Here is a 14,103-nt window from a genome sequence, read left to right on the forward strand (position 1 = left end):
TCAAATAAGAACGAGACACTAGCCTGAATTATTCACCAATTGCCAGCCGTTTTTTAGCCAGATCGCTGAAAGACTTTCCTAGCAAGACTTTTAAGTATCTTCCCAAATCTTCATCAATAAAGCAGGCTAAGTAAATAAAATTTCACAACTCGATCGCTACAACTATCCCGCCAACAACTACAATAACCCTAGGCATCTGTGTGAAAAAAGGCCCATCTATGCAACTTTCGCCCCAAGAAAAAGATAAATTACTCATTTTCACGGCGGCACTGCTCGCCGAAAGACGCAAAAACCGTGGTATCAAGTTAAATTATCCCGAAGCGATCGCCTATATTAGCGCCGCCATCCTCGAAGGTGCGAGGGAAGGTCGTAGCGTCGCTGAATTGATGAGTTACGGCACCACTTTGTTAACCCGCGAGGAGGTAATGGAAGGCATCCCGGAAATGATTACGGAAGTACAGATCGAAGCGACTTTTCCCGATGGTACTAAATTAGTTACCGTTCACAATCCCATTCACTAACAGGAGATTTTTAGCAGTTATGATTCCGGGAGAAATTATCACACCATCCGGAGCGATCGAGATTAATGTCGGTCGCGACACCCTGCGTATCTCTGTGGCTAATACAGGCGATCGACCGATTCAAGTGGGTTCCCACTATCATTTTTATGAAGTTAACCAGGCCCTGGAGTTCCAGCGCGAATTAACCAAAGGAACCCATCTGAATATTCCCGCAGGTACGTCCGTTAGATTTGAACCGGGAGACACGAAAGAGGTGGAATTAGTTACCATCGCAGGTACTGAAGAAATTTATGGCTTTAATGGTTTAATTAATGGTTCTCTCAAAGGCAAGAAAAAGAAAAAGTAGGGTCTTAACGGAAAAATTATCATAGTTCGATCGCTCAATTGTGGTAACATCAAGGCAACGATAACTAATTCTTTCCAAGACTATGACGACGGTAAAAATTGGCATCATTGGCGGCAGTGGTTTGTATAAAATGGATGCCCTCAAGGATGTGCGGGAAGTATCCCTCGATACTCCTTTTGGTTCTCCTTCCGATGCTTTAATTCTCGGTACTTTAGAGGGAACAGAAGTTGCCTTTTTAGCGCGTCATGGCAGAGGTCACCATTTTTTACCGACCGAATTACCCTTTCGAGCTAATATTCACGCTCTCAAACAATTAGGGGTTGAATATATTATTTCCGCTTCGGCCGTTGGTTCCCTCAAAGCCGAAGTTAAACCCCTAGATTTAGTCATTCCCGATCAATTTATTGACAGAACTAAAGAGAGAATAGCGACTTTTTTTGGGGAAGGAATTGTTGCCCACGTGGCCTTTGGTGATCCCATTTGTCCCCAATTAGCAAACATTTTAGGGGATGCCGTCGCTAGTTTAAACCTACCAGAAGTTACCCTGCATCGGGGGGGTACATACATCTGTATGGAGGGGCCGGCTTTTTCTACTAAAGCGGAATCAAATCTCTATAGAAGTTGGGGCGCAACCGTCATCGGTATGACCAATTTAACCGAGGCAAAATTAGCCCGAGAAGCGGAAATTGCCTACGCTACCTTAGCCCTAGTTACCGATTACGATTGTTGGCATCCCGATCACGATCATGTCACGGTAGAAATGGTGATCGAAAATCTCCACCATAACGCTATTAATGCCCAAAAAGTTATCCAAGAAACGGTGCGCCGTCTAGCAGCTAATCCCCCCGTTTCCGCCGCTCATTCTGCCCTTAAATACGCTATTCTTACCCGTCTAGATTCTGTTCCCGTCGCCACTAAAGAAAAATTAGCTCTCTTTTTGAAAAAATATGAAGAAGTAGAGAAATAAGAGCCGAGAAAAGTCGCCGATAAATCTAGAAATGGGTCATTTTTCTCGCTGTTATTCAGACGATCAATTTGACCCTTAACGAAGGCAGGAGGCCGTCGGCAGGAGTCAGTATTCAGGAGTCAGGAGATAGGAGATTATTTTATTTATTCTCCCCACACCCCACACCCCACACCCTACACCCCACACCCTACACCCTGTCCCCACGAACAGCTTTTTGCCGCAAACCCTAACTAGCTAGATATTCTCTGATCTTGGCCTTGCGTTTTCTTAATTTAGCGATCGCTTCTCGTTCGATCTGACGGACGCGTTCACGACTGATATTGAGTCGAACGCCAATTTTTGCTAGGGTGAGGGGCTGCCCATTATCTAAACCAAAACGCAGACAAATCACTTCTTTTTGTTGAGGGGTGAGGTCTGCCATCAGTTTTTCTAAGTCCACTTGCAGGGAAGAATAGGCAGTGTAATCTTCCGGGGAAAGTCCCGTATCTTCCAAGAGTTCCCCTAATTCCGTGTCTTGATTGTCCCCCACCTTTAAGTCAAGGGAAAGGGGTTGACGGGACCTTTCCAAGTAGTCTCGCACCTGTTTAGGAGTTAAGTCTAATTCCTCGGCTAATTCGGCAATGGTGGCAGCGCGACCTTTATCTTGAGCTAGTTGACGCTGGGCCTTTTTGATTTTATTCAGTTTTTCGGTGATGTGGATGGGCAGACGGATGGTGCGACTTTTTTCTGCGATCGCCCGGGTGATGGCTTGGCGAATCCACCAATAGGCATAGGTGGAGAAGCGATAGCCTTTGGTGGGATCGAATTTTTCCACCCCTCTTTGCATCCCAATGGTTCCCTCTTGGATCAGATCTAATAGATCTAGATTGCGTTTTAGGTATTTTTTAGCGACGGAAACCACTAGACGCAGGTTCGCTTCTACCATCTTACGTTTGGCGAAATCCCCTGCCCCCAATTCTCGACGCAGTTGTTCTTCACTAATTTCCGCCGCTTCTGACCACTGGCGATCGCTGGGGTCGCTGCCGAGTTTCGCCCTTAGGGATTCTTTGATTTTTTCCAGAAAAATTAATCTTTGTACCTGTTTCGCGTAGAGAATTTCTTCTTCATGGCTGAGAAGGGGAACTCGGCCAATTTCTCTGAGATAGGCGCGAACTGGATCGGTGGGGTTTTTCGAGGTTTTCATGAGTGCGCGTCGGTTGAGGGTTGATATTCAGGGATTGATGGCGTTTTTCAGATTGCTTCCCCAGGGCAGTAAAGGAGATGCTATCAGAGTTTTTTCTCGTTTTGTAAAGAGATAAGTGAGTGGTTACTCAACTATAGAGAGAAATCTCATTGACTATTTAATTGCCTCTATAGTCTTTTTTTTGGCTATATATAGATTTTATGGGCATAAATGGCGAGTAGTGAGAAGCTTGGTTATTTAACTAATATTACAACAATTATTAAATATTGTAAAGTTTATGAGAAAAAAATCACCCCTCTCAGGAAAGCACCAATGAAGAGGAGGTTTGAGTATCTCTACTCATAGATTAGCCAAAGGTTTCCGATCAGGATGCAATCTAGATGACAAAATCAGCAATTTTCTCAGATAGCGATCGCAGGGTAGGCAGTGAGGGAAGTATTTTCAGTCAACAGTGAACTGAAAACTCACAGCTGACGACCGTCTCCCGTCTATTGCCCTTGCCTAGCGGTTCAGGGGGGATTGTGTAAAAATAAGAGAAGATCGGTTTTTTTTTACTAAACCTATGGCCACTTCTTCCATTGCCGTTAGAGAATTACCTCTCTTTCCCCTACCCGAAGTTGTTTTATTTCCGGGTCGTCCCCTGCCCCTACACATCTTCGAGTTTCGCTATCGGATTATGATGAATACGATATTGGAAGAAGATCGCCGTTTTGGGGTCTTAATGGTAGATCCGGCCACGGGAGAAATCGCTAAAGTGGGCAGTTGTGCGGAAGTTGTCCGTTGTCAACGTCTTCCAGATGATCGCTTAAAAATTCTCACCATCGGTCAACAGCGCTTCCGTGTCCTAGAATACGTCCGGGAAAAACCCTATCGTGTCGGTTTAGTGGAGTGGATTGAAGATGTCCCCACCACCCAAGATCTGCGACCTCTGGCCAAAGAAGTGGATCGACTGCTGCGGGACGTGGTTCATCTATCAGCCAAATTAACCGCTCAAAAAATTGAACTCCCCGACGATTTGCCTAGTCTTCCCCTGGAATTATCCTACTGGGTGGCGGGTAATCTCTACGGTGTGGCCGGGGAACAACAAGCTTTATTAGAAATGCTCGATACAGTCAGTCGTCTCCAACGAGAATCGGAAATTCTCACCTCAACCCGCAATCATCTGGCCGCTCGCACGGCTCTTAAAGATGCTTTAAATTAATGATCTGTAGGTTTTTCAGCTGCGGCAGCGGATGTTATTTCAGTGAACAGTGATCAGTAAACAGTAATCGGTGAACTGATCACTGATAACTGATTACTGTTAACCTGGGGATTACCTAATGTTTACCTTGATACAGTAAAGTGGGGTTAAAATTGTTAGCCCCTCGCCTAGGAGAACTTTGATCATGTTGCTCACCTATAATCCCAACGTCTCACCCTTCCGAGAAGACTATAGCGAGAGTCGTCGGCTCCACTTTTATGAGCGCGGGGAGAATATTCCTCTGGTGGCTGATGGAGTCTGGCAAGTTTATCGGGGTATGGCGCAACTAAGTCAAGTATCTGAGAGTGGAGAGGAAATTTTACTAGGTTGGGTTCATTCATCCCACTTTTTCGGCTTAAATTTGACTCATCTGGAATCTTATCACGCCAGAGCCTTGTCGGAACTGTACCTAAAATGGTACACGATCACCGAAGTGGAAAATTCGGCGGAATTAACCAGGATGATGTTAAATCAAATGATCCGTCGTCAACAACAAACGGAATCGCTCCTTGCGATCGCAGGACTGAAACGAGTGGAGGAACGTCTTCAGCAGTTACTACAGTTATTAAAGCGGGAAATGGGAGAACCAATCGCCCAAGGCAGTCGTTTAAAGATACGTTTAACCCATCAAAATCTCGCCAATGCTATCGGCACCACAAGGGTAACGGTGACGCGTTTGTTAGGGGAATTTCAGCGTCAGGGATGGGTGAGCAGCGATTGCGACCGCCATTTGATTATTCACCATTAATCCCTCTTCTGTCACTCTAGGGAACGGGAAAACATAAATGACAGGGAAAAACGGATTCTAACAGAGAATTTATTCATCGATTAAGTTGATTATATAGAAAAGAAAAGTAGTGAATTAGTCCAGGGGTAAAGAAAAACCATAGCCAAGCTTTTCAGCGATTCAAGTAACCGAAAGGCTCGATAAATAACCAGGGTAAGCTCATCTTAACAATCCTTGACAAAATGGACTTGATGTGAGTTGCTTACCCGGAGAGTGCTTCAGGCATATTTGATGAGAATTAGCCATCTCAATTGTTAAGCAAAAATCGACCCGTTTAGTCGATTTTGTAACTATTTTGATTGACTGGTATCACTTGAACTGCCCATGCGGATCACAAAATTGGCCAATTGTCAATAGCGTTTGAGATGCTCTCACCCTGGCTAATTAACCCTGGACTAAAGAAGATTTGAGCGCAAAAATTTTCTCGATTACCTCTTCTACCACCTTATCGGGAGTGGAAGCACCAGAAGTCACTCCGACGATAATTTTTCCCTCATTTAACCAGTTATCAGTGATGATTAAATCGCCACCTAAAGGTTTATGTTCGATGCGATTACCGGGGAGAATGCGCTCGGCACTATCGATATGATAGGAGGGAATGGCACGCTCGAGCGCTATTTCCTGTAGGTGAGTGGTATTAGAGGAATTATAACCGCCAATTACCACCATTAAAGAAAGCGGTTCTTTCACCAGTTCAAACATGGCATCTTGACGCTCTTGAGTGGCATCACAGATGGTATTAAAACTCATGAAATGATCTTTAAAATTGATCGGTCCGTACTTTCTCAACATAGTATGCTCGAAGAGTTTGCCAATTTCCTCCGTTTCACTTTTCAGCATTGTGGTCTGATTGGCAATACCGATATAATCTAGATCGCGATCGGGATCGAAACCCTGGGAATGGGCATTTTTAAACTTCTCTAAAAACTCATTTTTATCACCACCGTGGAGAATATAATTAGCGACATAATTAGCTTGAGCCAAATTTAAAACGATTAGATAAGTGCCAGCAAAAGAGCTAGTGGCGATCGTTTCTTCGTGATTATATTTCCCGTGAATAATCGAAGTGTGGTCGCTTTTTTTGTGTTTTTCCACGGAATTCCACACCTTAGAAACCCAGGGACAAGTAGTATCCACAATCATGCAACCCTTATCGTTAAGGATTTGCATTTCCGAGGCACTGGCCCCAAAAGCAGGTAAAATCACCACATCCCCCGATTCCACCACAGTAAAGTCTTTTTGGCCATTTTCCATCGGAATAAAACCCACGGCCATGGAGCGCAGACGCTGATTAACCGAGGGATTGTGAATAATTTCGTTAGTAATCCAGAGACGTTCCTGGGGAAAATGTTGACGAGTTTCGTAGGCCATAGCAACAGCGCGTTCTACCCCCCAACAAAAACCAAAAGCTTGAGCGAGATAGATCGTCACCTCACCCCGTTGTAAACGGTAATTATTTTCACGAATTTCTTGGATCAGGTCGCTTTGATACTCATTGGTCATCGCATCCATTACTTCTTCTTTGTGACCGAATCCCTTGCGGTTATAGTTATCCGATTGCTGTAGGGTGCGTTTAAAGGATTTTGTATCCATGATTCTCTGATAGGGGTATTGGTGGTGCTAAATTGGGCGAGACAGTAGCTTGCCATATATTTAAAATACCTTATCTAGTCAGCGCAGGAAGCTTTTAGAGACTAGAGAGAAATTCCTCGTCGATATCGTAACCAAACTGTTGAGCGAAAAATTTTAAGCGAGATAAAGCAGGAATTTGCTGACTTTTCAGCCAATCAGACAAAATAAAGAGTTTTTGCATCACAAAAATCTCTAAAGCTTCGGGATTATATTGAATTCCTTCCCCGCGATGGAATTGATGGGGGACCAACATAGCAGCATAACGGGCGATTTCTCCCTGTTTTGGGTCAAGAATAAAGATTAACCAAGGATAAACTGCATCCAAACGCAAAAACCACAGCCTGACTTCCGGTATCTCCGATAATTCCCGCATATCACCCTCCGCACGAGGATAATCTATCTCTAATTGTAGAGCTTGTTCCAATTTTGCGATCGCTGCCCGCGACTGATAATCTTGAATAATAGTCTCTAAAGATGAGAGATCGAGATTTTGAATCTGATTGGGGTTAAGAGCGATTTTGACAGTCATAGGAGCAAATAAAAGGTTATATCGGGCAAAATTACCGTTTTTTATCCCTAGATCACAATGATCTATCTCAGAAAATACTCTCAATCGGGACAAAAAAACTGGCTATGACTATTCTCTCACTCCAGAGCGAGAGAGGGAAACCAGACAAAAATCCTCATGATTGGATTTCTCCCACAATTTAACCTCCCCTGCACACCGGGGTTTTTTAGATTGATAACTATTAGGGTGATATTGTCCTCGTTTGCTCATCAGTTCCGCTTGACAAAGAGCTAATCGATGACTAATTACTATTGATAGAGTTCCTATTCTCGATTAGCAGCAAGGGAGCCAGTCTTTTACTCAAAAATGAGCCATGCTAAGGATAATTATTTTAGAGGATTTAACCCTTTTTCTCTTAACTTAATTAAGTTCAATCAATCGGGATTATCAAAGAGAGTTATATCGGGTAAATTAGCTACTTTATCAATTACTTTACCCTGAACAAATCCTCGAACTCGATCGCGCAAAGAAGCAAAGAGTAAACCGGTAATCGTGCTGAGGGAATCGGTGAACAAGCTCAGGAAAATTAATCCGCTCACACTTGCGACTACATTTAAAACAAACAACGGTTGAGTCTTGTCTGACGAATAATACACATTATTACAGTCCCCGGCGCTCGAACCAGGGATAAAGGTACAATAGAACTGTAGAGATCTGGAGGGTTGCTATGTTTACACACAACTTAGATGACAAAAAACTGTCCCTCGATCTAGAAGGGAAAACACCGCAAAAACTCACCTATCGTTCACCAAAAATCTACCACCTTGATCGCCCTAGCAATTTATCAACAGAAAGGAATTCAAGGACGGCGGGATTTAGAAGGAAAATTTGCCCTCGTTATTCTTGATGGAAGTCCTGCGGCAAAATTCCCTAGGCATTGGTGATGTCGAAAGTGGCAGTCGCATCAGCAGTTCCCTAGCTGTGATCCCATGGTTGCCACCAAGCAACTGAAGTAAGACGAGGATATCATCCCGGATCGGCAAGGGAAACTGGACTAAAATCCCCAAGGTTGGATTTCTCCCACAATTTAATCTCCCCTGCACACTGGGGTAGTCAGCAAAATCGAGAACTAGGGACACGAATTATGGGAAAATAAGCTCATCTTCTCCGCTTTTATCCCATGCAAGCCAACTTTTTTACTAATATCCTCTTACCCGTTGCCCTAGGCGTTTTAATGTTAGGCATGGGATTAGGATTAATTCTCGCCGATTTTCAGCGTATCACCCGTTATCCCAAAGCAGTCCTGATCGGTTTAGTCAATCAAATTATTATTCTACCGATCGTCGGCTTTATTATTGTTTCTCTTTTGCCTCTCCGGCCAGAAATTGCCGTCGGTTTAATGATTGTCGCCATTTGCCCCAGCGGCCCTTCCTCCAATGTTTTAACCTATTTAGCTAAGGGAGATGTGGCTCTTTCTGTTACTTTAACCGCTTTTAGCAGCATCATCACCATTTTCACAATACCTTTTTTAGCTAGTTTCATTCTCCAGCATTTTATGGGAGAAAGTGCCGCCATCTCCCTACCCATTGGTTCCACTATGGCGCAGATATTTTTGATTATAGTTTTACCCATGGTTATGGGTATGACCATCCGCCATTACTTCCCTTTACTGGCGAAAAGTCTGGAACCGATAACTAATCGTTTGGCTGTGATTTTTCTAGCAGTTATTATCTTCTTATTAATCCTGAGAGAATGGGAACGTTTACCTTTATTTATCGCTCAAACTGGCCTGGCAGTGATTATTTTAAACACGATTGCTTCCCTAATTGGCTTTTTCAGTGGTCGTTTATTTCAATTAACTATTGCCCAAAGAATTTGTATCGCAATTGAAGTGGGTATTCAAAGCGGCACTTTAGCTATTGGCATTACTGCCGGTTTATTAAAGAATCCCGAGCTAGCCATTCCCGCAATGGTCTATAGTTTATGGATGTATGTCAGCGCTTTTGTCGCTGTTTATTATGGTCGCAAAAAAGCAGCTTTGGCAAAATAGCTAAATGGAGTGATAGGATATAGCTAAAAAACTGATAACTGATTATGTTAATTGGTAAATATTTAACCCTAGAAGAATTATCTACCTGTTCCCAAACCTATCAAAAGTATGCATCACAAATCGATCCCTATCCAAAAAATCCTGCAACGATAACCGCTTGGCAAAATCTCGCTCACTTTATTATAGATCCAATTATTGATAATTTTGGTCGAGAAAGATTCCAATTAACCTACGGATTTTGTTCCAATGATCTGAGAAAATTTCTCCAAAAAAAAGACCCGATCACTGGCTTAAAAAACGGTAGAATCGATCCCAGTCGTGATCAACATTGCGGCCACGAAATTAATCAAAAGGGTCAATATTATTGTCAGCGATTGGGGGCAGCCTGTGATTTTCGGATTATCAATTTAACTAGCGATCGCCTGATAGATTGGATTTTAACCGCAAAATTACCCTTTGATTCTCTCTATTTTTACGGAATTAATCGCCCAATTCATATCAGCTATGGACCCCAACATAAACGAGATCTATGGACTTTTACCACTAAAGGAACACCGACTAAAAAAGGTTTACAATCATGGTTAGAAGCCGCTAAATCTATCGATTCTGAAGCTAAAAAATCCCCCAAAATAGGGGGATAACCAAGACTTAAAACCGTCTTCTTTTAGATTTCTGGTTCCAGATCGTCCTCCTCGTCTTCATCGGCCGGTTCCGTGGGTAAAGGAACCGAACCCATGTCTAATTTATCCCGCAATAACTTCTCAATTTCTGCCGCTACTTCTGGCCTTTCTTCGAGATATTTAACGGCATTATCGCGACCCTGGGCAATATTTTCGCCATTATAGCTATACCATGCCCCTTTACGAGTAACCACGTTAGTTTGTTCGGCGATATCGAGCATACAACCCACCTGGGAAATGCCTTTACCGAAGATAATATCAAATTCAGCAATCCGGAAAGGAGGCGCGACTTTATTTTTAGCCACCTTAACTTTAGCCCGAATTCCGTATTCCCCTTCCGTGCCTTTTTTCAAAGTTTGAATGCGACGGATATCTAAACGTACCGAGGCATAAAATTTTAAGGCCGTTCCTCCGGTGGTCACTTCAGGATTGCCGTAGGTGACACCGATTTTTTGCCGCAGTTGGTTGAGGAAAATCACCACACAACCGGATTTACCAATATTACCGGCAATTTTTCGCAGGGCTTTACTCATCAAACGGGCCTGCAAACCCACCTGATTATCCCCCATTTCCCCTTCAATTTCCGCCCGCGGCACTAAAGCGGCCACCGAGTCGATGACGACGATATCCACGGCCGAAGAACGCACTAACTGGTCAACTATTTCTAAGGCTGCCTCCCCCGTATCCGGTTGTGCCACCAGTAAATTATTGATATCTACCCCTAAATCTTCCGAATAGGTGGGATCTAAAGCGTGTTCCGCATCGACAAAGGCCGCCACTCCCCCAGCTTTCTGCACTTCTGCGATCGCATGGAGGGCTAAGGTGGTTTTTCCAGAACTTTCCGGCCCGTAAATTTCGACGATGCGGCCCTTCGGTAAACCGCCACCCAACGCCATATCTAGGGTTAAAGCACCACTAGGCACGGTTTCCACCCGCATCCGGGTGGCGTCTCCTAAACGCATAATCGAACCTTTGCCAAAGTTGCGCTCGATTTGATTTAAGACTAAACCTAAGGCCTTATCTCGATCGGAATTATTTGTCATTGTCGCCATTAATTTTCTCCCCAGTTTTCTTAAGTAGTACAGCAGTATGCAAAGATTGTAGCCTGTTTTAATCTTGATCACCAAAAAGTTAGAGACTTTTTCCAGAATGGTGATCAAAAATTAAAAGTTTTGATTTTTACAGCCAAGGCCGGCTCATCTGTTCTAATTGCGTCACCTCTCGCGCTTCTAAACTCCATCCTAACGCTCCGGCATTTTCCCTCGCTTGGGCCGCGGTTTTTGCCCCCGGGATGGGAATCACATCCCCTTGGGCGATTAACCAATTGAGGGCGACTTGTGCGGGGGTTTTTTGGTATTTTGCGCCCAATTCTTGCATTACCCTTAAAATTGGGGCTATTTTCTCCAAACCTTCTTTTTTGAACCGTGGGTCAACTTTTCTGGCTCCATCGGGCAAATTCTGGCTTTCTGGGCTATATTTACCCGTCAGTAGTCCTTGAGCGAGGGGGCTGTAGGCGAGGATGGTGACACCTAATTCCTTGGCCGTGGCTAAAATTCCCTTAGTTTCTATTTTGCGATACAAAAGCGAATACTGCACCTGATTGACCGCTAAGGGAACCTCTTTTTTCGCCAAAATCTGGCTTGCTTGACGCATTTGCTCGGCGGAATAATTACTTACACCCACGGAACCAATCCGGCCGCTTTTTACTTCTTCCCCTAGGGCATTCATTAGGGTTTCTTGGCTAATTAGGAAGGTGAAGGGCCAATGTACTTGGTAAAGGGCAATTTTATCGGTTTTTAGACGGTTTAAGCTCTCGGTAATGGCATTATGAACCGCATTCGCCCCCAATCGCCACGGTACGGGGGCAAATTTGCTGGCAATATCGATGGGAATATCGGTCTGTTGGGTAAATTTTCCTAAGAGTCGTTCCGATTCCCCCAGTCCATAGACTTCGGCAGTGTCAAAAAAGGTGATTCCTGCCTCTACTGCCGCTTTAAAGGCCTCCTCTACCTGACTAGCTCCGTATTCCTTGCCATAGTTCCAGAATAGTTTATCTCCCCATGCCCAAGTCCCAATTCCCAAGGCACTGACGGAAATTCCTGTTTGTCCGAGATTAGCGGTTTGTCTAGTCATATTCCCTACAAAGAATGACAGCGTTTCTCATTTAAAGTTGAAGTGTAACCTATATTTGGTCTGACTCCCCACTAAACCCCTTTTTTGATTCCGGGAAATTCCCACCCATAAGTAATGGGAAAGGACTTGACTTTGCCGGCGATTTGCGCTATGCTTTTCTTATAATGGGAATCTGTGCAAATTTTTTTAGACACAAAGATTTCCATTATGAATAAAATCCTTTAAAAATATTATCCCAAAATCTGCCGACAAAAGCAAGCAAAATTTTGCCGATAATTGTTAAGTTTTGTTAACCAAGAAATACAGAGATCAGCAAGGTAAAAAAATCGAAGTCTCTTGCCGATCCTGTTTGTCGCCTAAGCTATGATTAGGTTAGGCGAATTTGGCGCTTTGACTAATTGTTAGTGCTAACTTCCGTGGTTTCAACAATTGCCGTCGGTTGGCAGGGAGTAGGTTGAAATTTCTCTGGAAAAGAGAAGCCTAAAAATGATGCGATCGCAAATATGGTGCTGATAATTTTGGCAAGACTAACAAGGTCTTCTCTGTACTTTAACCAATATTTATACATAATCATCAATCCTTTTACTTAGGGGGTGAACTATCTCTAGATTAAAAAAAATCTGATTATTTGTCGTTACTCAAAAGTCCTAAAAATGGTACTTTTTTTAGGTACTCTCAAGTAACCTGACAGGGTACTGAAAAGTAATCTTAAGTCCTGTTACCCTTAAAAAATGATGATAAATGAACTAAAAATGACTGAAATTAAAACCCTTTCATGGACTGAATTAGAAATGCTGGTTAATGATCTGAAAAAAAAGCATACAAACAAGGGATTAACGGACGTGGAGACAAAAATATTAAAAGGTATTTTTGATGATAAAACATATCGTGATCTAGCGGAAGAAATTAGGCAAGAAGAACAGTCAATCAAGAATGCGGCTTATGATTTATTTAAAATCTTGTCAGAGCAAACAGGTGAAAAGATTGGAAAGAGTAATCTGATTACTGCTTTGGCAAGGTATAGAGATAATTCTCAGACATTTGATCATAACAATAAACCTCAAACTCAGCAATCAAATAAAGTTCTTGAATTAGTTATTGAGGTAGGGATAGACGACCTGACACCAGAGAAAATTGATAAGATTAACAACCTTATTCAAAAAATCGCCAGAGACAACACGATCAAGCCTATTATGAAACTTAAAGGCAGTATTCGGCTATTTTTAGAAGGTTCAGAAGATGGACTCCAGCGCCTAGCAGATTTACATCAATCGGGGGAATTGCAAGCCCTTCTCAATGAACTTAAATCAGACGATATACCCGAAATTGTCGTCAAAAAAGCAGAGTTCACTACAGATGCAAAAGTTATTGAAAAAGCCGAATTAATTAAGGCAATTCGAGAGGGAACAATCAATAAGAAAACTCTACAACAAGTTGATTTAAGTGGGGCTATCCTGAGAAGGGTTGGCCTGAGAAGGGCTGACCTGAGAGAGGCTGACCTGAGTGGGGCTGACCTGAGTGGGGCTGACCTGAGTGGGGCTGACCTGAGTGGGGCTGACCTGAGTGGGGCTAATCTGAGTGGGGCTAATCTGAGTGAGGCTGACCTGAGTGGGGCTAACCTGAGAGGGGCTATCCTGAGTGGGGCTATCCTGAGTTGGGCTAACCTGAGAGGGGCTAACCTGAGAGGGGCTATCCTGAGTGGGGCTATCCTGAGTTGGGCTATCCTGAGTGGGGCTGACCTGAGTTGGGCTATCCTGAGTGGGGCTAACCTGAGAGGGGTTAACCTGAGTGGGGCTAACCTGAGTGGGGTTAACCTGAGTGGGGTTAACCTGAGTGGGGCTATTCTGAGAGGGGCTAACCTGAGTGGGGCTAACCTGAGTGGGGCTGACATTGAAAACGCTATCTTTATCGATGCAACGGGGATCACCCCCGAACAAAAACAGGATTTGATTCGACGAGGGGCAATTTTTGGGGATAATTCTAACGATCGCAGTAAAGTATTAGTTTAAAACAGCCTTTGATCTCCACCTTCAGCAGAGATTTAGGTAGGGTTGGC

15 protein-coding genes are annotated in these 14,103 nt (G+C 43.6%); 8 read left to right on the forward strand and 7 right to left on the reverse strand.

All coding sequences use genetic code 11. The features are described 5' to 3' along the window. Nucleotides 1-218 precede the first annotated feature (218 nt). The 3 genes from ureA (at nt 219) to ACQY1Y_RS22020 (ending at nt 1,834) form a co-directional block, all read left to right on the forward strand. The gene (ureA, locus tag ACQY1Y_RS22010) at nt 219-521 is read left to right on the forward strand and encodes an urease subunit gamma (RefSeq protein WP_002738360.1); all 303 of its coding nucleotides are present in this window, start codon (nt 219-221) and stop codon (nt 519-521) included. Nucleotides 522-540: 19 nt separating this feature from the next. Further along, the gene (locus tag ACQY1Y_RS22015) at nt 541-867 is read left to right on the forward strand and encodes an urease subunit beta (RefSeq protein WP_002738732.1); all 327 of its coding nucleotides are present in this window, start codon (nt 541-543) and stop codon (nt 865-867) included. 82 nt (nt 868-949) lie between these two features. Then, nucleotides 950-1,834, forward strand: coding sequence for an S-methyl-5'-thioadenosine phosphorylase (locus tag ACQY1Y_RS22020; protein WP_024970817.1), 885 nt, complete (start codon nt 950-952; stop codon nt 1,832-1,834). Nucleotides 1,835-2,060: 226 nt separating this feature from the next. On the opposite strand, the gene ACQY1Y_RS22025 is transcribed toward ACQY1Y_RS22020, so the two are convergent. Beyond that, complete coding sequence (locus ACQY1Y_RS22025) at nt 2,061-3,017, reverse strand: RNA polymerase sigma factor, RpoD/SigA family (protein ID WP_002739411.1); 957 nt, start codon at nt 3,015-3,017, stop codon at nt 2,061-2,063. 562 nt (nt 3,018-3,579) lie between these two features. Here ACQY1Y_RS22025 and ACQY1Y_RS22030 point away from each other — a divergent pair. Together ACQY1Y_RS22030 and ACQY1Y_RS22035 are read left to right on the forward strand one after the other, a co-directional pair. Further along, on the forward strand, nt 3,580-4,218 hold the full coding sequence (locus ACQY1Y_RS22030) for an LON peptidase substrate-binding domain-containing protein (protein ID WP_002739408.1): 639 nt from the start codon (nt 3,580-3,582) through the stop codon (nt 4,216-4,218). Nucleotides 4,219-4,402: 184 nt separating this feature from the next. Continuing rightward, on the forward strand, nt 4,403-5,005 hold the full coding sequence (locus ACQY1Y_RS22035; RefSeq protein ID WP_002748318.1) for a Crp/Fnr family transcriptional regulator: 603 nt from the start codon (nt 4,403-4,405) through the stop codon (nt 5,003-5,005). Between the two features lie 423 nt (nt 5,006-5,428). Here the strand turns inward: ACQY1Y_RS22035 and ACQY1Y_RS22040 are convergent, their stop codons facing one another. The 3 genes from ACQY1Y_RS22040 to ACQY1Y_RS22050 all read right to left on the reverse strand — a co-directional run bounded on the left by ACQY1Y_RS22040 (nt 5,429) and on the right by ACQY1Y_RS22050 (nt 7,783). Next, entirely contained in the window at nt 5,429-6,637 is a 1,209-nt protein-coding gene (locus tag ACQY1Y_RS22040; RefSeq protein WP_430013563.1) for a 4-hydroxy-3-methylbut-2-enyl diphosphate reductase, read from the reverse strand. A gap of 94 nt (nt 6,638-6,731) precedes the next feature. After that, on the reverse strand, nt 6,732-7,205 hold the full coding sequence (locus ACQY1Y_RS22045) for a CRR6 family NdhI maturation factor (RefSeq protein WP_002738641.1): 474 nt from the start codon (nt 7,203-7,205) through the stop codon (nt 6,732-6,734). A gap of 413 nt (nt 7,206-7,618) precedes the next feature. Continuing rightward, on the reverse strand, nt 7,619-7,783 hold the full coding sequence (locus ACQY1Y_RS22050; protein WP_223210779.1) for a hypothetical protein: 165 nt from the start codon (nt 7,781-7,783) through the stop codon (nt 7,619-7,621). Between the two features lie 581 nt (nt 7,784-8,364). Between ACQY1Y_RS22050 and ACQY1Y_RS22055 the strand changes: the two genes are divergently transcribed. Together ACQY1Y_RS22055 and ACQY1Y_RS22060 are read left to right on the forward strand one after the other, a co-directional pair. Then, nucleotides 8,365-9,234 carry a bile acid:sodium symporter family protein gene (locus tag ACQY1Y_RS22055; RefSeq protein WP_430013564.1) on the forward strand — a complete coding sequence of 290 codons (870 nt, stop codon included), beginning with the start codon at nt 8,365-8,367 and terminating at the stop codon, nt 9,232-9,234. Nucleotides 9,235-9,278: 44 nt separating this feature from the next. Continuing rightward, nucleotides 9,279-9,875, forward strand: coding sequence for a hypothetical protein (locus ACQY1Y_RS22060; protein ID WP_430013565.1), 597 nt, complete (start codon nt 9,279-9,281; stop codon nt 9,873-9,875). A 23-nt stretch (nt 9,876-9,898) separates the two neighbouring features. Here the strand turns inward: ACQY1Y_RS22060 and recA are convergent, their stop codons facing one another. The 3 genes from recA to ACQY1Y_RS22075 all read right to left on the reverse strand — a co-directional run bounded on the left by recA (nt 9,899) and on the right by ACQY1Y_RS22075 (nt 12,615). Then, nucleotides 9,899-10,966 carry a recombinase RecA gene (recA, locus tag ACQY1Y_RS22065; protein ID WP_002739007.1) on the reverse strand — a complete coding sequence of 356 codons (1,068 nt, stop codon included), beginning with the start codon at nt 10,964-10,966 and terminating at the stop codon, nt 9,899-9,901. Between the two features lie 127 nt (nt 10,967-11,093). Then, nucleotides 11,094-12,047, reverse strand: coding sequence for an aldo/keto reductase (locus tag ACQY1Y_RS22070; RefSeq protein ID WP_430013566.1), 954 nt, complete (start codon nt 12,045-12,047; stop codon nt 11,094-11,096). Between the two features lie 394 nt (nt 12,048-12,441). Beyond that, nucleotides 12,442-12,615 (reverse strand): hypothetical protein, encoded by a 174-nt coding sequence (locus ACQY1Y_RS22075; RefSeq protein ID WP_164502961.1) that lies wholly within the window; start codon nt 12,613-12,615, stop codon nt 12,442-12,444. Between the two features lie 163 nt (nt 12,616-12,778). Here ACQY1Y_RS22075 and ACQY1Y_RS22080 point away from each other — a divergent pair, with 163 nt between their 5' ends. Continuing rightward, the gene (locus tag ACQY1Y_RS22080) at nt 12,779-14,056 is read left to right on the forward strand and encodes a pentapeptide repeat-containing protein (protein WP_430013567.1); all 1,278 of its coding nucleotides are present in this window, start codon (nt 12,779-12,781) and stop codon (nt 14,054-14,056) included. Nucleotides 14,057-14,103 lie beyond the last annotated feature (47 nt).

The organism is Microcystis ichthyoblabe FBCC-A1114 (assembly GCF_050500245.1).
Classification (GTDB): Bacteria; Cyanobacteriota; Cyanobacteriia; order Cyanobacteriales; family Microcystaceae; genus Microcystis; species Microcystis ichthyoblabe_A.